Consider the following 20878-nt stretch of genomic DNA (forward strand, 5'->3'; position numbering starts at 1 on the left):
AATTTCGTCTCAGGATTTTTTTTGCTTCGTTTATTGAAGTTGATAAATAGGCGCTGATTGAAGAATACGCACAGAATCCTCCACCATTGCACTGGCGGTGGTCCGTTTCCCCGCACCAGGTCCACGAAGCGTAACTGAGCCTACTAAATCGCCTGAAACGGTGATGGCATTATCTACTCCATCTATGGAGTGAAGCCCGTGGGAAGCGGGGAGGGACACAGGTTTCACTTGAGCAGACAATTCCCCATTAATCAGCTCCAGCGCGGCTACATGACGTATTTTTTCCCCTTTTTGTGCAGCTTCAGTTAAATCTTCAGGTGAGATTTGGGAAATGCCTTTAAGAGGAACATCTGACCACACTGGCTGTTTTTTATGGAGCAATTGACTGAGGATCATTAACTTGTAAAAAGCATCATGTCCGTCAATGTCATTGGCCGGATCAGCCTCTGCGTATCCTTTATCTTTTGCTTCCTGTAAAGCCTCGGAAAAACTTTTTCCGTCTTGCTGCATCGCCGTAAGGATATAGTTGCTTGTCCCGTTAAGAATGGCTTCTACTTTAGTTATTTTGTTGATTTGAAGGAGGTGGGATAATGTGCCGATGATTGGTGTACCGGCAGCAGTTGTCGCTTCGTATCCAATTCCGGCATCATGATAATCAGCGACCTCCAATATATCTTCCCCGTGCGCGGCAAACATCACTTTGTTAGCGGTCACTACATGAATTTTTTCATTTAATGCTTGTTTAATGTATGAATAACCGGGCTCTTGACCGATGGTGGCTTCAAATATAACGTCAGGCTGCTGCTCAAGAATCTGTTCGAACCGGTCTGTGACCAGTGTATCTGTTCTGACCGGGCGGCTTTTGTTCATGTCATTCACAAGAATACCGACCACCTCTACCGGGCGCCCGAGTAAAAGTTGTAAATCTTGTTGTTTTTCTTCCAGGATTTCATAAACACCTTGGCCGACGGTGCCGAATCCTAATAATGCTGCTTTAATTGTCATGATGGTTCACTGCTCCTTCGTTGATTTTCTCCTGCATCCATGATCCCCACTGATTGAATTCCACTAAAAAACCATCATGTCCATAATCAGTCAGAACATGGTGGTGCTCGCTGCCTGGGACATGATCGCTGAATGTTTCAATCAGCTCTCTTGGGTAAAGTAAGTCGTGCTGAAAGCTTATCGTATAAAGCTTTGCTTTAAACTGCTTTGCTGCTTCCTGTAAAGACCCGCGGTCTCGGCTGATGTCATGGTGGTTCATTGCTTCTAATAAATATAAATAGCTATTCGCATCAAAACGCTCTTTGATTTTTTCCCCTTGATAATCCATGTAAGACTGAATGTCGTAAAGAGAGTCTTTCTGATGGCGATCAAACCTTTTTTGGAAAAGCGTTCCGCTTCTATAAGTGACCATACCTGCCATTCGGGCTATCTCAAAACCTTGAAGCTGGGCATTGTCTTCGTAGAAACCTCCATTGAAAGCTGGATCATCTTCTATGGCACGTGCTCCAATATGATTGAAGGCAATCCCATAATCACTTAAGTAGGGCGTGGCAGCAAGGACGTACAGCTGTTTCATGAAGAATGGATAAAGAAGACCCCACTCCAGTGTCTGCATGCCTCCTAAAGATCCTCCGATCACTGCGTGCACTTCTTTAATTCCAAGAACGTCCAGGGCCTTGTGCTGCGCATGTACCATATCCCGTATGCTCACCTTAGGAAAGTTCTGACGGTAAGGTGTTTTCTTCGAAGGGTCCAAACTCGCTGGACCCGTGGACCCGTGGCACCCTCCCAGGACATTAAAGGTGATGACTTGGAAGGATGTAGTGTCAATTGGGCAATCGTCCCCTATGAGCCCTTTCCACCACCCAGGGCTTTCTTTTGAGCCAACAGCGTATTGGTTTCCCGTCAGTGCATGGCAAATGAGAATGACAGGTGCACCTTCTGGGCCAAACCTTTCATAAGCCAGCTCAACATCGGTAAGAGTGTCACCATTTTCCAAGGTGAAAGCCCCGATCGGTACTTTCGTGGGAGTTTGCTGGTTTGTAATATTTTTAATGGACATAGTCGGACTCCCTCCTCTATTTTAATTTCGTCATTTGAAAAGATGGCATATAAAAAGCCCTCTTCTTAAATAAGAAGAGGGCTGGTATTTAGGTTCCTCCTCTTATCTGTCAGATCAACAAAGATCTGTAGGAATTAGCACCTTTTCAAGCCGTTGCTTGAAGGTTGCCGGGCGTCACAGGGCCTAGTCCCTCTGCCACTCTAGATAAGAGTTATTCAGTTTGGTCGTGTCTTAAAAGGTATGCTTCGAATTATAGAATGAGAAGCACATATTGTCAAACTATTTGTGAAAGTGAACAGGACGTTTGAATGAGTGGATTGGTGGGAAGTAACCGTAGTAAGACAACGTTAAAGGAGAGAGATTATATGAAGGAATATAGTGTAGCACCAAATAAAGATGTAACAGGCTGGATCGTAAAAATAGAGGATATCGCTCCAACAGATGAGTACGATGAAAGAGATACGGCCTTAGAAAAAGCTAAAGAAATGGCTGAGCAAAACAAGCCAAGCCGTATTTTAGTTCTCGATCAGAACCACGAAGTGGAAGAAGAGATCAAATACTAAAATTGAAACAGCTTAGAAAAACTCCCATTGTTGGGAGTTTTTTTTTCGGCCGAAAATTTGGCGGGATGCAGCCTTAGTTCTGGATAATTCACTTGAAAAGCGTTAATCTGAACATAACAATCTTAAGGGTGGGCACAGGATGAAGCAGCAATTTGATGTCATTATCGTAGGTGCGAGAGTAGCTGGATCAAGTTTAGCGATTTTATTAGGGAGAATGGGAAAGCAGGTCCTTCTTCTGGATAAAGCTTCTTTTCCGAGTGATACTCTTTCAACACACCATTTATCAAACGTCCATTATTTAGAGCAGCTGGGCGTACTGGATGAAGTGGAGGCTTCGGGCTTAAGAAAAATCAAACGGATGCGTACATATATTGGTGATAGTTTTGTTGAAGGACCACGGCATTCCTATACACTTATTCCTAGACGTGATCACCTGGATCATGTGCTCCTGCAGAAAGCAACGTCATTTCCCGGGGTAGAACTTAGAGAAGGATATCAGGCTGTAGGGTTGCTCAAAGATGAAGGTAGAGTAACGGGCGTAGAGGCTGTAGACGAAAAAGGGGAAAGACATCAGCTGAGAACTGCCCTTGTAATCGGAGCGGATGGGAGAAATTCTCAGGTAGCTAAGTGGGCGGAAGCTGAAGTCTACGGGGAGCATTCAGCCGTAAGACCAGTATTCTACGGTTACTATCAACACGTAAGGCCGTTGATGGAACCGACAACAGAAATTTTCTTAAATGAAGGGCGCATCGGATTCCTTTTTCCTATGGAGCCGGCAATGGATTGTCTGGGGCTTGAGATCCTTCCTGATGAGTTCCAGGAGTTTGCTAAGAACCCTCACTTATTTGAGAAGACATTCAAGCAGTTTTATGGAATGAAAGAAAGACTTGATGGGGCTGTCCTTCAAGGGAAAATCATCGGTACTACGGGCGTACCTAATTTCTTCAGGCAGACTGGAGGCAACGGGTGGGCGTTAGTAGGTGACGCAGGCCACAGCAAAGACCCAAGCACAGGATTAGGTATTAATGATGCTCTCATGCAAGCTTTCCAATTAGCGGACGCCATTCAATCCTGGGAGGAAGGGACCGATTGGAAAGAGGCACTGCAAGCTTTTCAAAAGAGACGTGATGAAAAATTGGGGCCAGGTTATCGACTGACTTTGGACTATATCCAGACACGCCGGGCGTGGACGAATAATGAACAGGCTCTTTTTCAGGCGATGGCTGCTAATCCGATGGTATGGAACAAAGTTGTGCCCCACTTGCCTGGGCTTCTGAAAGAGCATTCTAAAGGGATTCCCGAGTTGTATGGATCTGCGGAACATGAAGCGGTTAACTTTGGATTTCAATATTCATGAAAGCGAGGGAGTTATATGGAGTGGACAAAGGAAGCAGCCTTTTTAAAACTGCAGGACATTTATACTGATAAAGTGATGCAGGATGAGAAGCGCAGAATTTTTCAACAAGTTTATCGACACTTACATGGACATTTGGATGATTTAGCGGTGAATACAGGATTGAAGGAAGAAGCTGAAAAACAGCTGAAATTTTTCAAGGAATATACCTTTATGCCGGGCGATAACTTATTTCAATCGATGCGTTATGTTTTCCTGTTGGCTCGAGGGGAGAAAGAATTAGATCTCCAAGAAACCGAACGGCATTTGAACAGAATATACCGATCGCTATTCCAGCCCGCCGGCTTGAAAAACCCTTATATCCCAGACTCTTTTTGGTCGACGCCTTTAGGGGCAGCTTGTCTTGTTGCTCAAGAAGGGGTAGAGGCAGTTTATCCAATCTTGGATGAAATCGTTGAAGATGAAGAAGAGGAATGAATACAAAAAGGCTCAGTCGAAAGCGGACTGGGCCCTTTAAATGTTTATTTACGTTTTTCAACTAAAGCTACCTATAGTGGAAGACTCAGTTTCGAGATGTTTGTATGAGAATATGGTGGCTTTAGAAAACGGATCGCTTTCCGTGGGCATGTGGTGAGCTTCCTCAGGCTTCGCCTTCCGGGATCTCACCTACCATGTACATCCCACAGGAGTCTCACCGTTTTCTAAAGCCACCATCCGATTGAAAGGTGGTCAAAACTACACCAAATTTAAAATAGTAGTTACTGATTGAAAATATTAGATAAGACCATGTGTCCCACAAGACTCGCCATTTCCCGGACCTTTTTCTCTTTTGAGGATAACGGAAACAACTTAAGCGGTACTTCGAAAAAAAATAACTGTTGAATGATAACCAGCGAGACACTGGAGTTTAATGCCTCACTATTAGTAAGAAAGTTCTTATCCAGGTGATTTAGAGAAGCACTTCTATATCTGTAGTGAGGGTCGGCGGGAAACGTTGGTACAAGAGAGTTTTTTCTTCTCATTTCTTAGTTCCGTCACTCACTTTAAATGAGGTGGTTTTAGGAATGGGCGAGACTCCTGTGGGAAGAGAGTGACTGGTGAGATCCCGGAAGGCGGCAGCCTGAGGAAGCTCACTGCACTCCCACGGAAAGCGAGTCCATTCCTAAAACCACCTTCCACTCATCCCGATGACTGAACAGCAAACAAAAATGCTACAGGAAAGCGAGTAGCTTCCCAACATCCGCTGACTCGCAAACTCGCAACGACCCTCGATTATCTCGAAATCAAGTCTTCTAATATCCTGCCATATTTTTAACTCTCTCTATATCAATTACACAAGTTCTCTCTTTTCTGATGCCGATATTTAATAAAACATTTTATGTTGACGAATTATACTTTGCAGGCACGCTATTAAATTTGGAAAAAGGTGCGAATCTGTCCGCTTACCCCTTTGAACCTATCTTCTTCCTCAAGGTTTGAAAGCATACCTTTTATAACTGCTAGTCGCGGCTGTTCCTTCTGGATCTCTTCAAGCAGTACGCTGATCGTTACTTCTATATCCTCATTAGTATCTGTTTTCATTTCTCTTAAGGTTTCCACAATCGTGTAGAGCTGGTTGTAATAATAATCATCTGGAATTACACGGTTCATAATGTCATCATTTATGACTGGCTTGTCACCGGTTCGATTGAATCCTTCCACAAGGTAGTCAGCGCGTCTTAAAATGGATTCACATAATTGTTCCACATCCAGCTCCACACCTTCGATGATAATTAAATCGAGATAGGCTTTGAACATCCCTTGCATTAATAATGTCACTTCCCATATGGTCTGATCGATTTCTTTACCATAAATTGCAAGCAGGTTTCTTTTGTAGAATAAATACGAATTAAAACGCATGTGCTGCATAAAATCTTCAATATCTTTATTGAAGGGAATAGCTTGCTCACGGATTTGCATGATGATGAAATCACGGTGCTTGATGATTTCCTGGTACGTCACTGTTAGTTGCTTGACGAATTTCGTGCGAGGATCTAAATCCGTAGCTTGTATTTCATCAGATTTTAGCTGGATTTGTCTTGAATAATGATTGAAAACCTCTAACAGCAGGGCATCTTTAGACTTGAAATGTAAGTAGAAAGCCCCTTTTGAAATATCGCATTCATTCGCGATTTCTTGTACAGAAGTGGTGCTGTACCCTTTCTTGGCAAAAAGTTTGATAGCATTTTCGATGATGAGTATGGCTTTATCTTCCATATTATAAGCTCCTTATATAATAATAACCTTGTATCTTCCAACACGATAAATGACTGATTGGCCCTATGCGTCTTGTTGATGTGATGGGATAGTCAATCGCGGAAAGGCGAATAAATGAAGCAGGTTATTAATTTTTCAATGAATAATAATAGTACTGTATAGTTAATCACGATTAGTATAACCATAGCAGGTTTATACGCAGGATTAAATATGAAACTAGAAACAATTCGGGTTATTGAAACTCCTTCATAAGTGTTGCAGCTGTATTTCAAGGAGCCGCACCCGTAGGAGTGGTGAATGATATATTGGAACAAGGTCAGCAAATTGTATGTAATGCCGATCTGTCGTTGATCTTATAAGGTGTTCTTTTTTTGTGGAAAGGGAAAGCTTTTGTAAGAGTTGGAAGGGAGGCCATTTAATGGAACGTCACGATATCATAATTATCGGTGCGGGGTTAACAGGAATTACTGCCGCAAGAAGACTGGAATCAGAAGGCAAACGCGTTTTGATGGTTGATAAAAGTAAAAGCGTGGGAGGAAGGTTGGCTACGAGGCGTGTAGCCAAAGGAAAAGCTGATCATGGAGCGCAATTTTTTACTGTGAGGTCAAATGAACTGAAAAAGGAAGCAGCCGATTGGCTGAATAAAGGCTGGATCAAGCATTGGTTCGGGGAGGATTATCCGAGGTACACCTCTGTGAATGGAATGAATGGACTGGCTAAAAAGCTTGCTCAAGGACTGAATGTAAAGCTCGAAAGCATGGTCTCTCACATTGTGAATGAGGGGGCGAAATATACAGTAGTTACGGAAGATAAGGAGGAGTGGGAATGTGAAGGGGTGTTAATCACAATTCCGGTACCGCAGACCGTAGAACTGTTGGAAAGAAGCGGCTTTTCTCTGGATGACTTACAGAGTATCGACTTCCAGCCTACTTATGTAGGGATCTTTCAGTTTAGAAATTTTACTATACTGCCTTCTTCCGGACATGTAGACAAAAACCTCCCGGAAGGTGTGGAGAGAATAGTAGACCATTATAAAAAAGGGATTTCAGATGAAGTCATTGTCAGTGTATATATGACGGCAGCTTGGTCCAGCGAACACTATGGCGAGGAAGAAGTGTTGGATAAAATCAAAGAGCAGGCGGGCGGGTTTTTTCAAATGGAAGATTTAGTTTCTGAACAATTGAAGAAGTGGCGCTATGCTCAAGCTGCTCAGACTTTTCCGCATTCGTATCATCACGTAAGAGAAAGGCTGCTCACTGCAGGAGATGCTTTTCTTAGACAAGATGATACTTCCGGGCGTACTCGATTTGAAAGTGCTTATTTATCTGGGTGGGACTCAGCTGGTGCTTTCCTTGGCTCTTAGGGAGACTGAAAATACAACCAGAATATCAATTTTCTAATTCATCAAATGTAAGCTTCAATATAGCCTAAGAAAAAAAGGAGTGCATCTCAACAAGCTGGTTGAGATGCACTCCTTTTATGTAAACCCATCAACTCGCTCTTGCTTCATATTTCCTTAATCGTTTCATGCGCGAGAACGTGTAGACCGCTAACCCTGACCAGATTAAAGTAAATGACACGGCGTGCACGGCAGTAAACGGCTCATCATACAAAAATACACCGAGGACGAGCATGATCGTAGGTGCGACATATTGTAAAAATCCGACCATTGATAAAGGTATCCGCTTTGCTCCTGCAGCAAATAACAGCAAAGGAATAGCAGTAGCGACACCTGCCCCGAAAACGAGGAGAGTCGACCACGATAACCACTCCACTTGTTCATAGGCTTCTTTAAAACCTAACAAGTATATGATCGCTATTGGTGAGACGATCAAAGTTTCAATCATTAAACCGAACATAGCATTAAGAGGTACTAACTTTTTCAGTAGACCGTACATGCCGAAACTGAACGCCAGCAATAAGGCAATCCATGGAACAGAGCCGAAATGTACAGTCATGTAAACCACGCCGCTTCCTGCCAGTAAAAAAGCGATCCATTGGGGGCGTGTAAATGTTTCTTTCAGCACAAGCATGCCGAGAAGAATACTGACGAGCGGATTAATATAATAGCCTAAGCTGGCTTCGATAACATGATTATTATTGACACCCCATATGTACGTCAGCCAGTTGATACTGATCATGATGGCAGCAAGAGTGATTCCGATCAAACTCCGTTTCGTCTGCCAGACCTGTTTCGCTTCTTCAATAAAATGGCGTCTTTTATTTAAAAAAAGAATAACGATCATCATAAATGCGGCCGACCAAACAATTCTGTGGGCAAGAATTTCGAAAGGGGAAATGTGCTGCAACAGTTTCCAGTAAATAGGGAGGAATCCCCATAAGATATATGCCCCTGTAGTATAGAGAACGCCCAGTTTATTTTCATCTCGCATAAGTCAAAATCCTTTCTTCACTTCTTAATGTTAGTTTAGCCATCTAAAGAAGTGAAGGAAAGGATTATGTATTAGAATGGAAAAAAAGACGCTGGAGTCAGCGTCTTTACTGTTGATCGGTTTGTTCTTCATTTACTTCATCAGACTCAGGAATGTGCCGCACTTCATTGGTATCGCTGTAAGCAATCTTCTTCAGCGGCTGCTTAGCAGGCCCTTCCATAACATGACCGTCATAGGAAAAGCGTGAACCGTGACATGGGCAGTCCCAGCTATGTTCTGCACTGTTCCACTCGACTTCACACCCCATGTGCGTACAGGTAGTGTCCAGCACATAAAGTTCTCCGTTCTCATCTTTATAGGCACCCGCTCGTTCGCCTTTCCACTGAATAACGGCTCCTTCACCTTTAAGCAGAGCTTCGGGTCTAGTTCCGACGAGCTCTAACTTTCCTTCGACTAGATGAGAAGCGACATCTATATTGCTTTTCATGAACTCTTTAATGCTCGGATCTGCTTTGAATCTGGACGGTGCAAATACTCCGTGATAGAGAGATTCCCTGCCCATAATATAGTCAGTGAGCAATTCACCAGCGACCCGGCTGTTCGTCATTCCCCATTTTCTGAAGCCGGTTGCCAGGTACACTTGTTTGTTGTTTTTACGTATAGGCCCAATGTATGGAATCTTGTCCAATGTCGTCAAGTCCTGCGAAGACCATTGGAAAAGTTTGGTTTTAATCCCAAAGGTACGATTCGCGAATTCTTCCAGTGCCCGGTAGTGGAAGGAGTTGTCTCCACCCTCTCCCGTCCGATGGCTTTCTCCGCCAATCAATAAAACGGTCTTCCCTTCAAATTCGATGGAGCGGATGGATCGCTTAGGTTCATCAACGGATAAGTACATACCGCCTTTCCACTCATTCTCAGGCTCAATAGCAATCACATAGGAGCGGTCAGCATGCATGCGGCTGAAGTAGAATCCTTTACCATCATGAAAAGGGAAGTGCGTACAAATAACGAGTTGGTCACACGTTACGTCTGCTTCCTGGTCGGTTTTTACAAGGACGTTCTCTCCTTCAATAACTTTCACAGCTGTAGTCTGTTCATACACCTGGCCACCCAAATTTAAGAACTCTTCGAGAATAGACGATAAATAGAGAAGAGGGTGAAATTGTGCCTGATTGCCCATCGGCAGTACACCCGTCTCATCAACTGAAAATGAGAGGTCAGTAATAGATTCTTCTGCGACTCCTAGTCTTCTATAAGCTTCCCGTTCTTTTTCTAGCTTCTGGGCTCCTTCTGCAGTCGTTGCATACAATATTGAAGGTTGTCTTTCCCATTGGCAGGATATATTAAGCTCCTGTATATCTTTTTCCATAGAAGAGATCGCATCAGTTTGCGCCTGCAGGTACAGCGCGGCATGTTCTTCTCCGAAGTGGTTGATGAGCTCGTCGTAAATCAGTCCGTGCTGCGCTGTCACTTTTGCCGTGGTATGACCAGTTGTTCCATTTAGAATGGAACTTGATTCAATTAAAGTGACGTTCTTTCCTTCTTTTGCCAGTAAATAGGCGGTGGTGATTCCTGTAATTCCGGCCCCTACAACGACGACATCTGTTCGGATGGATTGACTTAAGGGCTCAAAAGAAGGCAGTTTGCTATTTTTGTTCCAGAGTGGTTCGGGGTGTGTCCAATCTAATTTGTTATCCATAAACAACCTCCTAAGGGTCACTTTTTTTCAGTTTGTCCAATAGAAGGAAATTCATGTAAGGGATTTGTTGATGACATTGTATGGAGTATACTTTTACATAAGGCGATGTTAAAGGTGTTTGTTGATAGAGAGTTATTCAGCAATATGGCAGGATTGCGGAGACTTGATTTTGAGATAAGCTGGGTTCGTTGCCGTATTGAGAGTCAGGGGTTGTTGGGAAGCTACTCGCTTTCCTGTGGGGGAAGTGGCGAGCTTCCTCGGGCTTACAGCCCTGTGGGATCTCGCCTACATCCTTCTCCCACGGGAGTCTCGCAGCTTCCCAACAACCCCATACGATAGAAGTGAGAAACGAACCCTCTTGTTAAAAAAGTGTGACTTCCCTATTTCTGCCCAATGAAAATATTGTATTCTGCCTCAAGTTTATTAATAAGAGACCTATATTAAGACAATCAGTATGCTACTATCAAATTTCGTTTTACTTGAAGGGGCATTGCCGTAAACAATTGGAACATGCGTGGTACTCATCTCTATCGATTAATTAAGGAGAGAAAAACCACTTACGTTGGGTTATGACACACTAGATGGATGGAGGTGATGTGTCTCACTACCAGTAACCATGTTCTGAGTGAAAAACTACATAATTAATTTTTTCAGTGTTCTTAGGTGCTGAAGTCCTGTCATAAGAGTTTCCGTTTCTACTAATGATCGCAAAGAGCTCTGGGAAATTGCGAGACTCCTGTGGGAACAAAGTGCTTGGTGAGGCCCCGCAGAGCGTTAGCTCGAGGAGACTCACCGCGCTCCCACGGAAAGCGAGTGATTTCCCAGAGCTCTAAACGCTGTCCATAATAACGGAAATAGTCCGGTATCTCGAAAATGAGTCTTCAAGAATAGGGAGCTTATATGAATATCAACACGGAACTTTAATAAAGCCTTACATAAAGAGTGCAAGAGGAGGGGAAAAGGATAGTGGAAGTGTTCGTAGCAAGGCAGCCGATTTTGGATGTAGACGATCAAATCTACGGTTTTGAACTGCTTTATCGTAACAGTAAAGAAAATAACTTCCCTCCCACAGATGGAAATAAGGCAACGAAAGAAGTATTGATCAACAGCTTCGTTACGATCGGTCTTGAAAGGCTGTCTCATAATCGCCCTTGTTTCATCAACTTTACGGAGGATCTTTTAATGAAAAAAATCCCCGAATACTTCGATCCCCGTACGTTAGTTGTAGAAATACTCGAGGATGTGTCATGGACAGGCGATTTGCTTAAAGTATGCCGGGAGTTGAAGAGAAAAGGCTTTTCAATTGCGCTTGATGATGTGATGAGTATCGCTCAGACAGATATCGAAGGGCTTTTATCTTATGTAGATATCATTAAGGTTGATATAAGGCAGACGTGCCCGGAGATGCGAGTGAAGCTTGTTCAGACAGCGAAAGCAGCAAAAATCACTTTGTTAGCAGAGAAAGTTGAAACAAAGGAAGAGCATCTTCAATGTGTGAAGGAAGGTTTCCATCTGTTTCAGGGCTATTATTACAGCAAGCCAGTTGTTTTATCTGCTGAGGATCTCCCTTTATATGGATCATCCTACTTTCAAGTTTTGAAAGAGCTGTCGGCAGACAAAGATGGGATTGACTTAGAAAAAGTAATTGAAATATTTGAAGGAGATCTGACACTTACATATAAACTGCTCAGGATCATTAATTTTTCAGCAGAATTATCAGAGCCTATTCAGTCCATAAGGCAGGCGGTCACTATTTTAGGTGTGGACCCGTTAAAAAAATGGCTGTACGTTTTTACTGTCGAAGAGGGCGGACCAGCTCCTGCATCAAAGGAAATGATGAAGTCAAGCCTGCAGCGCGCTAAAATGTGTGAACAAATCGGAGTCAGTATCGGAAAGAGTCACCTGATAGAAGAATATTTCCTGACAGGATTAATGTCCGCTGTAGATGCTATGGTGAAACGACCGACTGAAGAAGTTATCTCCAATTTGCCGCTGGATTCAAACATTAAACAAGCACTGAGCGGAGAGGAAAACAGCCATCGTTTTATTCTTGATCTTGTCATTGCAATAGAGAAAGCTGATTTTGATGAATTAGAGCATAAACTGCAAGGAATAGAGATTACGCTGAGTGAACTGCTTGAAATTTTTGGTCAAGCCATTGCCTGGACAGAACAATTGTATAACAATCATTTGACGTTAGAAGAGCTAAGTTCCTAGATGAGTTGCGGCTCATTAGATCGTGCGTCTTTTTTAGATAAGCAGATGACCTTCCCTCTTTTCCTCTTTCTTTAATAGAGGATCTTTCTTCTATTTTGTTGTGCGAAGAAAGAATGTAATTCTACTGCATAGGATGATAGGGAAGGAGGAATCTTTGATGGATTATCGACCAGATACTAAATTCATTCATGGAGGGACTCGGGAAGAGCCCTATCACGGAAGCTTATCGACACCTATTTTTCAAACCTCGACCTTTACATTCCCGGATGCAGAAGAAGGAGCGTTGAGGTTTTCCGGTGAAAAAGGTGGATATATCTACTCTCGTCTTAGTAATCCGACGGTCAAAGTCTTTGAGGAAAAAGTCGCCGTCGCCGAGGGAGCAGAGATGGGACTTGCTTTTGCATCGGGTATGGCTGCCATATCAGCTGTATTCACATCTCTTACGAGTACTGGTGACCATATGATCTGCTCGAACGGAATCTATGGCTGCACCTTTGGATTACTCAAATTATTAAAAGAAAAATATCAAATCTCCCACGATTTTTGTGACATGAGGAATGAACAGCAGCTGCGTTCCATGATCCAGCCGAATACTAAATGTTTATTCATTGAATCACCTGCTAATCCTACGATGAAACTGATAGACCTGGCGCGGACTGCTGATATTGCTCATGAGTATGGGATTAAGGTAGTGGTGGATAATACATTCTCTTCCCCTTACCTGCAGCAGCCGCTTAGGTTGGGATGCGATATAGTCGTTCATAGTGCCACAAAGTATTTAAGCGGACACGGAGATGTGATTGGCGGGGTCGTCGCCGGATCACGTTCATATATTCAGGAACTGGCTCAAACCGCACAAAAAGACTACGGTGGAATTATGGCTCCGATGGATGCATGGCTGTTGATCAGGGGCATGAAAACTTTGCCTATCCGGATGGACCGGCATAGCAGTAATGCAGTGAATATTGTTGAAAAATTGAAGCAGCATCCGCGTGTTGAGAAGGTAAACTACCCAACCGATAAAGATCATCCAGATTCATCATTCGCCCATAAGCAAATGTCGCAGGGGGGAGGCGTATTATCTTTTCAATTGAAGGGGGATAAAGGCGATGCGCAGCAGCTGATGAATCAATTGAAATTGGTCAGGATTGCTGTTAGCCTAGGAGATGCTGAAACACTTATTCAACATCCAGCCACAATGACTCATTCTCTTATTCCTGCAGAAGATCGCGAAGCTATGGATATCAATGATTCACTTTTAAGGCTTTCCGTCGGTTTGGAAGCCTGGCAGGATATTTGGTTCGACCTTCTGCAGGCACTAGAAGGGTGTGCGCATAAACGATGATGACTCCCTCGGGCTGGATGAGATTGCCGGCCCTACATATGATAAGGTTTACTGTTATATTTTAAGGGAAAGTGAAGAGTATTCAGTTTATATCTTAAAGAACCCAAGTTTATAACTACGAAAGGAAGATGATGATCATGTTAAAAAAGCTATTCGGTAAAAAAAGTGTAGAAGAACAAATCGTTGCCCCTGTCAGCGGCAAAGTAGTATCCCTTGATGAAGTTCCAGATCCTGTCTTCAGTCAACGTATGATGGGGGACGGTGTAGCTATTGAGCCTACGAACGGAGAAGTTGTCAGCCCGGTAGATGGAGAAATCGTACAATTATTCCCTACCAATCACGCGGTAGGTATTAAAACGAAATCTGGTGTTGAAGTGCTTGTCCATATCGGTCTTGAAACCGTAGCTATGGAAGGAGAAGGCTTTGAAGGGCACATCACTACAGGAGATCAAGTCAAGGCGGGCGATAAACTTGTCACGTTTGATACAGCTCTTGTAGAAGAAAAAGCTAAAAGCACGATTACTCCGATTGTCATCACGAACTATGATGATATTGTAGAAAGCTTTGAACCTACTTACAGCGAAACGGCCAATGCTGGAGAGACTCATATCATCAAACTACAGACTAAATAATTGCACTATAAAAGAACCTGACGTTACGTGACGTTGGGTTCTTTTACCATATGAAAGACTTGAATGAAGGAGAGGTCAACATGTCTGATAAAGATACAGCACTTCGTCAGCAAGCAATGAGTGAAATCGTTACACATGAAACTACAGTAAGTGGAGATCCTTACCGGCTTTCTTTCCATCATATGCCGCCTGTAGGTTTGATGAACGATCCGAACGGACTGATTCAGTGGAAAGGGGAGTATCACCTTTTTTATCAATGGATGCCTTTTAAACCAGATCACGGAGAGAAATTTTGGGGTCATTACATATCAAAGGATTTAGTTCATTGGAAGCATGAGGAAATCGCGCTTGCTCCTTCTGAATGGTACGACAAAGACGGCTGTTACTCGGGCAGCGCTGTTTCTCATGAAGATACATTATACCTTTTTTATACAGGGAATGTGTTTAATGATAAGGGTGATCAGGAGGAATATCAATGTGTCGCCACCTCCACAGACGGCGTCCATTTTGAGAAAAAAGGACCTGTCATTCACGTGCCTGATGGGTATACTGGCGACTTCAGGGATCCTAAAGTATGGAAACAAGAGCAGAAGTGGTATATGGTCGTAGGAGCGAAAAATCAAAACTCACAAGGAAAAGTCCTCATGTATGAATCAGATGATTTACTTCAGTGGGAGTTCATTGGACCAATTGCCGGGTCCAATGAAAATCGTCTGGGCGATTTCGGCTATATGTGGGAATGTCCAGACGTGTTTGAACTGGACGGCACCGATATCCTGCTAGTTTCACCACAAGGCCTTCAGCCAGATGGAATGAAATACAACAACACCTACCAAACGGGCTACTTTGCGGGAGAGCTGTCTTTTACTGAACCCAGTCTTGAACATGGAGCATTTGTCGAATTGGATCGTGGTTTTGAATTCTATGCTCCTCAGACTTTCATAGATAATAAAGGGAGAAGAATCATGTTTGGCTGGATGGGAGTCCCTGAACAAATGGAACAGTCCCATCCGACTGTCAGCAGCAAATGGATCCACTGCCTCACTGTGCCGCGTGTACTAGAATGGAATGGAGAGCAAATTATACAAAGCCCCGTTCCAGAATTAGAGGAGATGAGAGAAGCAGTCCTCTTACATTCTGAGATTACGATTGAAAATGACCAAAAGGCCATAAGAGGCATTGAAGGAAGGCCGATTGAACTCCAGATAGATTTTGAACAGCTTGATGACCAGTTTGCGATTGAGCTCTTCCATTATATCTCGTTCAGTTATACAAAAAGGGACGGAACCCTTACTTTATCCAGACCGCATCTAGAAGACAAAAGTCAAACAGAGTTCCGACGGACTGTGTTACATGAGGAGCTGAACAAGCTGCATATTTTAATCGATACTTCGTCTATAGAAATTTTTGTGAATGGAGGTAAGGAGGTATTTACAAGCCGGATGTTTCCACAGCCTGAAGATGAAGACATCTTATTCACCTCTCTTGGAGAAACGACATTTTCCATCGAACAATGGAAGTTAAGCGGATATGTTTACGAGTGATAATGATTAAGGAAACAGTAGATATGTTACTATAAGGATATCGAAAGCGTACAGAGGAGCAGAAAGATGAGAGAGTCAAAAATTAAAGCTAAAGAACGCAGAGAACATATTCTTACACTATTAAGACAAGCCGTGCACCCTTTGAAAGGAAGTGCGCTGGCAGAACAAATGAGAGTTACGAGACAAGTAATTGTTGGCGATATTTCATTGTTAAAAGCAGCAGGAGAGCCAATTATCGCTACGAGTCAAGGTTATGTCTACATGGCAGATTCTAAAGATCAATTACCCTACAAGAAAATGATTGTCTGTCAACACGGCAAAGGGCAGGTTAGAGAAGAGTTGAATATCCTTGTTGATCATGGAGTGCATGTAATGGACGTCATCGTAGAACATCCAGTGTATGGAGATATTACTGCGAGCCTTGGTCTCTCTACACGTAAAGATGTGGAGAGGTTCCTGGAACGTATACAATCTACCGGTGCTGCTTTCCTCTCAGATTTGACATCAGGCATCCATACACATACGATTGCCGCAAGAGAAGAAGAATCGCTGCAAGGGGCTGTGAAAGAATTGGCCGCCAAAGGAATATTGTTAGAATCATAAATTACTCCATAATTTGTGGGAAGATTTTGGATACCTAAAGGCTCGGTCGTTTTTCGACCGAGCCTTTTAAAGCGTTTAATCTAAGTTGTTCAACTAACGCTTCGTTATCATGGGCTTAGTTTCGAGACATAGTGAGAGTTTAGGGGCTACAGGAAAAGGTTCGCTTTCCGTGGGGCGGGCGCTGAGCCTCCTCGAGCTTTGCTCTGTGGGGTCTCACCTGTCCCGCTCATCCCACAGGAGTCTCACCGTTTCCTTCCGCCCCTCTGCCTAATGGGTATCTCGAAAACGCTTCAAGAAAAAGAAAACATTTCTGTTAGTACTCTGATTCTCGTACCAAATGTCTCATGTTGCAAAACCTTGCTATAGAGTTCTATATTCCATAAGAACAGGGGGGTGAAAGACGCTTCTTCTGAATGAAAGTGGTTCTTTTTCTCACCTCCTCGCATGGGGGATTGGGAAACGATAAGACTCCTTTTGTAATAGCCGAAGTGCTTCGTTCCGTGGCGTATGGACTGGACTTAGTTGCCTGAGTAGTCATAAGAAACACAAAGAGTGATGGGCTTTTCGATGTTGACTTATCGAACAGAAATGAAGGAAGTCCCGCTAACCGCTACGCGTCAAAGCTCCAATACGCTGGTCAGATGAAATCGCTGCAGTCACTTCATAATGAATAGGTTGGTTGGGGAACGTTGGTACAAGAGAGTTTTTTTCTTCTCATTTCTTAGTTCCGTCTCTTAATATAAGTTAGGTGGTTTTAGGAATGGGTGAGACTCCTGTGGGAAAAGAGTGATTGGTGAGATCCCGGAAGGCTGCAGCCTGAGGAAGCTCACTGCACTCCCACGGATAGCGAGCCCATTCCTAAAACCACCTTCCACTCATCACGATGACGGAACAGCAGATATTCCACAGGGCTTTAGCCCGTAGAAGCTCGCCACTTCCCCCACAGGAAAGCGAGTAGCTTGCCAACCACACCTGACTCTCAATACGGCAACGAACCCAGGTTATCTCGAAACCAAGTATTCCACTATCCTGCCAGTTTGTTTAAGAAGATGTTCTCAAAGTTCTATATATCAATCCTGCCCGTGCTTTCCTTTCAACTCAGTAGAACAGATAGCTGCTTTCTCGAGCTCTGAGATGGTAGTATTCTCTTTGAAACTCTCTTTTTGATTTATGAAGAAAGGATAAATATGCTATAGTGAAGAGTAGTTGTTAAGAAAAGGAAGGAGTGTCAAGTTGGACATAATACCATACATTTTCAGTACCATTATCATTCTGAACGTTCTGCTGGCACTAGCTATCATTTTCCTTGAACGCAGGGACGCAAGCTCCACCTGGGCGTGGTTGATGGTGTTACTATTTATCCCGGTAGCTGGATTCTTCCTTTATTTAATCTTCGGAAGACGATTAAGCAATAAGGAGATTTTTATATGGGATAAAAAGAGCCGTCTCGGTTTATTGACAGCGGTCCAAAATCAACTGAATGATATTAAAGACCGCACCCTTAAAGTACAGCACGAAGACATTGTGCCTTATGAAGATTTAATATATATGCACTTGAAAAATAACGACGCATTGCTGACTCAGGATAATGAAGTGGAAGTCTTCACGGATGGCCAGAAAAAATTTCACGCTTTACTAGAGGACATTGATGCTGCAACGGATCATGTCCATCTCCTTTACTATATCGTACGGGATGACCAGCTGGGACAACGGTTAGCGGAAGTCCTGATCAAGAAAGCGAAAGAAAATGTAGAAGTTAAGCTTCTATATGATGATATGGGATCGAGGACATTGAGTCGCAAGTTCATTAAAAAAATTGAAGAAGCGGGCGGCATGGTTGAATCATTTTTTCCACCTCTTATCCCCAAATTGAATATGAAGATTAATTATCGGAATCATAGAAAATTAGCTATTATCGATGGGAAAATTGGGTATATCGGCGGCTTCAACATAGGCGATGAATACTTGGGGTATAACAAGCGATTCGGGTACTGGAGAGATACACATTTGAGAGTGAAGGGTGGAGCCGTTCATAACATGCAGACCCGTTTCATTCTCGATTGGAACCAAGCTTCCCGCGATGATATCTACTATAATGAACGATATTATCAAGCGGAAGCCGAAGGAGATGTCGCGATGCAGATCGTATCAAGCGGACCTGATTCGGAATGGGAGCAAATTAAACATGGCTACATAAAAATGATTCTTTCAGCCAAAGAGTATGTTTATATCCAAACTCCTTATTTTATTCCTGATGACAGTCTTCTGGATGCACTGAGAATCGCTGTATTATCAGGAGTAGACGTACGGATCATGATACCCAAAATGCCCGACCATCCCTTTGTGTATTGGGCTACTTTTTCAAACATAGGGGATATGCTTAAAGCGGGAGCAACGGCCTACATCTATCAAAAAGGCTTTCTGCACGCCAAAACAATTGTAGTTGATGGAAATATCGCTTCAGTTGGGACAGCAAATATCGATGTGCGGAGTTTCAGATTGAATTTCGAAGTGAATGCTTTTCTGTACCACCCGGATGTCGCTCGTGAATTAGCTGATCGGTTTCATGAGGACATTATAGATTCTACACAATTGACATCCAAATTATATAAGAAGCGATCCCTTTGGATTCGATTTAAGGAAGCAATCGCTCGACTGCTTTCCCCGATTTTGTAGAAATGTCGCTTAATAGGATTACGAACAGAAAATAAAATGCTACACCATTAGAAGGCCTAAATCACATATGATTTGGGTCTTTTATTATTGAATAGGTGAAGAAATTACTGCTAATGTCAGGCGTGATGATAATGGAACGTCAGGCAAAAAAAGTGTTCTTAAAGCCATAGCTTTAAGAACACGTCAGAAAGAGAGGTTATATTTAAATTATTGGGAGGAAAGCTTGAGCGAAGCTTCCATAGGTTCACCATCACGGTAACCTGTAACGTTTATGTCATCACCAGTTTCTACATCGCTGTATAGATACTGGCGAAGGCTCATAAGTGAGTCAACGTCTTCGTCGTCAATTTTAGTAATTACATCATACTTTTGTAAGCCGGCGTCAGCGGCAGGAGAGCCATCTTCCACGCTGCCGACGAGTACACCCTTCGTTGCATCGCTCGGCAGGTTCAGTTCCCCTTCAAGAACTGAACGAGGAATTTGGCTGACGTCTTGCAGTTCAATCCCCATGTAAGGTCTCTGCACTTCTCCTGATGTTTCTAAATCGTCAATGATCGGTTTAGCAATATCCATTGGAATGGAAAAACCAATGCCTTCTACTTCTGCTTGAGCTATTTTCATAGAATTGATTCCTATGACTTCTCCTTGCAGATTGACCAGCGCACCCCCACTGTTGCCAGGATTGATGGCCGCATCGGTTTGAATAACTTCAGTTTCCCAGTCTGGCTGCTGGTCCCCGTCGATATCCACTGGTATGTTACGATTCAGGCCGCTTATAATCCCTTGTGTCGCTGATCCGGCGAATTCCATGCCGAGCGGGTTACCGATAGCTATGGCTGTTTGACCAACTTCAATGTCTTGAGCTGATCCTAGCTTCGCAACCTTGTCCACATGTTCACCATCTATTTGTAAAACGGCTAGATCTGAAAGCGGGTCGCTGCCCTTCAATTCGGCGTCCGCTTTTGTACCATCATGTAAAATCACTTCGAGGGAGGAGGCGTTTTCAATCACGTGATGGTTTGTTGCCACAAAAGCCTGGTCGCCGTCTTTTTTATAAATGACCCCAGATCCAGTACCGGCTTCTTGGCTGCCCTGTATTCCATTCTGGCTGTTACTAATTCCTACGACTGCTTCTGATGTTTCGTTGATTGCCTGCGTCACTTCATTCTGATCATCCTGACTGATGTTGAGCTCATCAGCCTGTGCAGAGGGTTCATTCGTTTCTACGTTAATCGTAATACCCTTCCATTGAAAAACAGCAGTGATCAAAAACGCAGCGGCGATAGCACCGAGAACACCGTAAGCAAATCCCGACCGTTTCCGACTTTTTCTAGCCTTGTATTCTTCATTCATAATCGATGTCTGACCCCTTTCATAACAACTGATCATGTGCTATTGTTCAATGGATTTCCTCTGTACAATTCATATTCTACTCATCAGATATGGAATGACTTCGGAGTAATTGTGGAAAAAGTATGTAATGTACATGGTAGCTTGTAAAATATGCGAGAATAGATATAAAATCCTT

The 20878-nt window shown here is 43.2% G+C and carries 16 protein-coding genes and 1 riboswitch; of the genes, 10 read left to right on the forward strand and 6 right to left on the reverse strand.

What is annotated here, in order from left to right:
* Positions 1-30: 30 nt before the first annotated feature.
* Both LF817_RS06660 and metX read right to left on the reverse strand, forming a co-directional pair.
* The gene (locus tag LF817_RS06660) at positions 31-1005 is read right to left on the reverse strand and encodes a homoserine dehydrogenase (protein ID WP_256558207.1); all 975 of its coding nucleotides are present in this window, start codon (positions 1003-1005) and stop codon (positions 31-33) included.
* Positions 995-2068, reverse strand: coding sequence for a homoserine O-acetyltransferase MetX (gene metX / locus LF817_RS06665; RefSeq protein ID WP_253935001.1), 1074 nt, complete (start codon positions 2066-2068; stop codon positions 995-997). Before metX ends, LF817_RS06660 begins: the two co-directional genes overlap by 11 nt.
* Before the next feature lie 99 nt (positions 2069-2167).
* Positions 2168-2279, reverse strand: a riboswitch (SAM riboswitch).
* 154 nt (positions 2280-2433) lie between these two features.
* Here metX and LF817_RS06670 point away from each other — a divergent pair.
* The 3 genes from LF817_RS06670 to LF817_RS06680 all read left to right on the forward strand — a co-directional run bounded on the left by LF817_RS06670 (position 2434) and on the right by LF817_RS06680 (position 4462).
* On the forward strand, positions 2434-2631 hold the full coding sequence (locus LF817_RS06670) for a DUF2188 domain-containing protein (RefSeq protein ID WP_253935002.1): 198 nt from the start codon (positions 2434-2436) through the stop codon (positions 2629-2631).
* A 139-nt stretch (positions 2632-2770) separates the two neighbouring features.
* Positions 2771-3988, forward strand: coding sequence for an NAD(P)/FAD-dependent oxidoreductase (locus tag LF817_RS06675; protein ID WP_253935003.1), 1218 nt, complete (start codon positions 2771-2773; stop codon positions 3986-3988).
* A gap of 15 nt (positions 3989-4003) precedes the next feature.
* Positions 4004-4462 carry a hypothetical protein gene (locus LF817_RS06680; protein WP_253935004.1) on the forward strand — a complete coding sequence of 153 codons (459 nt, stop codon included), beginning with the start codon at positions 4004-4006 and terminating at the stop codon, positions 4460-4462.
* A gap of 933 nt (positions 4463-5395) precedes the next feature.
* Here the strand turns inward: LF817_RS06680 and LF817_RS06685 are convergent.
* The gene (locus LF817_RS06685; protein ID WP_253935005.1) at positions 5396-6241 is read right to left on the reverse strand and encodes a TetR/AcrR family transcriptional regulator; all 846 of its coding nucleotides are present in this window, start codon (positions 6239-6241) and stop codon (positions 5396-5398) included.
* A gap of 418 nt (positions 6242-6659) precedes the next feature.
* On the opposite strand from LF817_RS06685, the gene LF817_RS06690 reads away from it, so the two are divergent.
* Positions 6660-7604 (forward strand): NAD(P)/FAD-dependent oxidoreductase, encoded by a 945-nt coding sequence (locus LF817_RS06690; RefSeq protein WP_253935006.1) that lies wholly within the window; start codon positions 6660-6662, stop codon positions 7602-7604.
* Between the two features lie 127 nt (positions 7605-7731).
* On the opposite strand, the gene rarD is transcribed toward LF817_RS06690, so the two are convergent.
* A complete protein-coding gene (gene rarD, locus LF817_RS06695; RefSeq protein WP_253935007.1) occupies positions 7732-8634 on the reverse strand; it encodes an EamA family transporter RarD in 903 nt (300 codons plus the stop codon).
* 106 nt (positions 8635-8740) lie between these two features.
* On the reverse strand, positions 8741-10333 hold the full coding sequence (locus LF817_RS06700; protein ID WP_253935008.1) for an FAD-dependent oxidoreductase: 1593 nt from the start codon (positions 10331-10333) through the stop codon (positions 8741-8743).
* Positions 10334-11299: 966 nt separating this feature from the next.
* Here LF817_RS06700 and LF817_RS20385 point away from each other — a divergent pair.
* The 6 genes from LF817_RS20385 to cls all read left to right on the forward strand — a co-directional run bounded on the left by LF817_RS20385 (position 11300) and on the right by cls (position 19350).
* Entirely contained in the window at positions 11300-12550 is a 1251-nt protein-coding gene (locus tag LF817_RS20385; RefSeq protein WP_253935009.1) for an EAL and HDOD domain-containing protein, read from the forward strand.
* Positions 12551-12707: 157 nt separating this feature from the next.
* Complete coding sequence (gene megL / locus LF817_RS06710; protein WP_253935010.1) at positions 12708-13895, forward strand: methionine gamma-lyase; 1188 nt, start codon at positions 12708-12710, stop codon at positions 13893-13895.
* A gap of 137 nt (positions 13896-14032) precedes the next feature.
* Complete coding sequence (locus LF817_RS06715; protein WP_253935011.1) at positions 14033-14527, forward strand: PTS sugar transporter subunit IIA; 495 nt, start codon at positions 14033-14035, stop codon at positions 14525-14527.
* An 80-nt stretch (positions 14528-14607) separates the two neighbouring features.
* Complete coding sequence (locus LF817_RS06720; RefSeq protein ID WP_253935012.1) at positions 14608-16071, forward strand: glycoside hydrolase family 32 protein; 1464 nt, start codon at positions 14608-14610, stop codon at positions 16069-16071.
* Positions 16072-16137: 66 nt separating this feature from the next.
* Entirely contained in the window at positions 16138-16674 is a 537-nt protein-coding gene (locus LF817_RS06725) for a transcription repressor NadR (RefSeq protein WP_253935013.1), read from the forward strand.
* A gap of 1233 nt (positions 16675-17907) precedes the next feature.
* A complete protein-coding gene (gene cls / locus LF817_RS06730; protein WP_253935014.1) occupies positions 17908-19350 on the forward strand; it encodes a cardiolipin synthase in 1443 nt (480 codons plus the stop codon).
* Between the two features lie 207 nt (positions 19351-19557).
* On the opposite strand, the gene LF817_RS06735 is transcribed toward cls, so the two are convergent.
* On the reverse strand, positions 19558-20703 hold the full coding sequence (locus tag LF817_RS06735) for a S1C family serine protease (protein ID WP_253935015.1): 1146 nt from the start codon (positions 20701-20703) through the stop codon (positions 19558-19560).
* Positions 20704-20878: the final 175 nt, after the last annotated feature.

The organism is Halobacillus sp. A1, assembly GCF_024189295.1.
Lineage (GTDB): Bacteria > Bacillota > Bacilli > Bacillales > Halobacillaceae > Halobacillus_A.

Excerpts from the sequence above, each read along its gene's own strand:
- LF817_RS06660 (WP_256558207.1), bottom strand. The coding sequence starts at position 1,005 with ATGACAATTAAAGCAGCATTATTAGGATTCGGCACCGTCGGCCAAGGT.
- metX (WP_253935001.1), bottom strand. The coding sequence starts at position 2,068 with ATGTCCATTAAAAATATTACAAACCAGCAAACTCCCACGAAAGTACCG.
- LF817_RS06670 (WP_253935002.1), top strand. The coding sequence starts at position 2,434 with ATGAAGGAATATAGTGTAGCACCAAATAAAGATGTAACAGGCTGGATC.
- LF817_RS06675 (WP_253935003.1), top strand. The coding sequence starts at position 2,771 with ATGAAGCAGCAATTTGATGTCATTATCGTAGGTGCGAGAGTAGCTGGA.
- LF817_RS06680 (WP_253935004.1), top strand. The coding sequence starts at position 4,004 with ATGGAGTGGACAAAGGAAGCAGCCTTTTTAAAACTGCAGGACATTTAT.
- LF817_RS06685 (WP_253935005.1), bottom strand. The coding sequence starts at position 6,241 with ATGGAAGATAAAGCCATACTCATCATCGAAAATGCTATCAAACTTTTT.
- LF817_RS06690 (WP_253935006.1), top strand. The coding sequence starts at position 6,660 with ATGGAACGTCACGATATCATAATTATCGGTGCGGGGTTAACAGGAATT.
- rarD (WP_253935007.1), bottom strand. The coding sequence starts at position 8,634 with ATGCGAGATGAAAATAAACTGGGCGTTCTCTATACTACAGGGGCATAT.
- LF817_RS06700 (WP_253935008.1), bottom strand. The coding sequence starts at position 10,333 with ATGGATAACAAATTAGATTGGACACACCCCGAACCACTCTGGAACAAA.
- megL (WP_253935010.1), top strand. The coding sequence starts at position 12,708 with ATGGATTATCGACCAGATACTAAATTCATTCATGGAGGGACTCGGGAA.
- LF817_RS06715 (WP_253935011.1), top strand. The coding sequence starts at position 14,033 with ATGTTAAAAAAGCTATTCGGTAAAAAAAGTGTAGAAGAACAAATCGTT.
- LF817_RS06720 (WP_253935012.1), top strand. The coding sequence starts at position 14,608 with ATGTCTGATAAAGATACAGCACTTCGTCAGCAAGCAATGAGTGAAATC.
- LF817_RS06725 (WP_253935013.1), top strand. The coding sequence starts at position 16,138 with ATGAGAGAGTCAAAAATTAAAGCTAAAGAACGCAGAGAACATATTCTT.
- LF817_RS06735 (WP_253935015.1), bottom strand. The coding sequence starts at position 20,703 with ATGAATGAAGAATACAAGGCTAGAAAAAGTCGGAAACGGTCGGGATTT.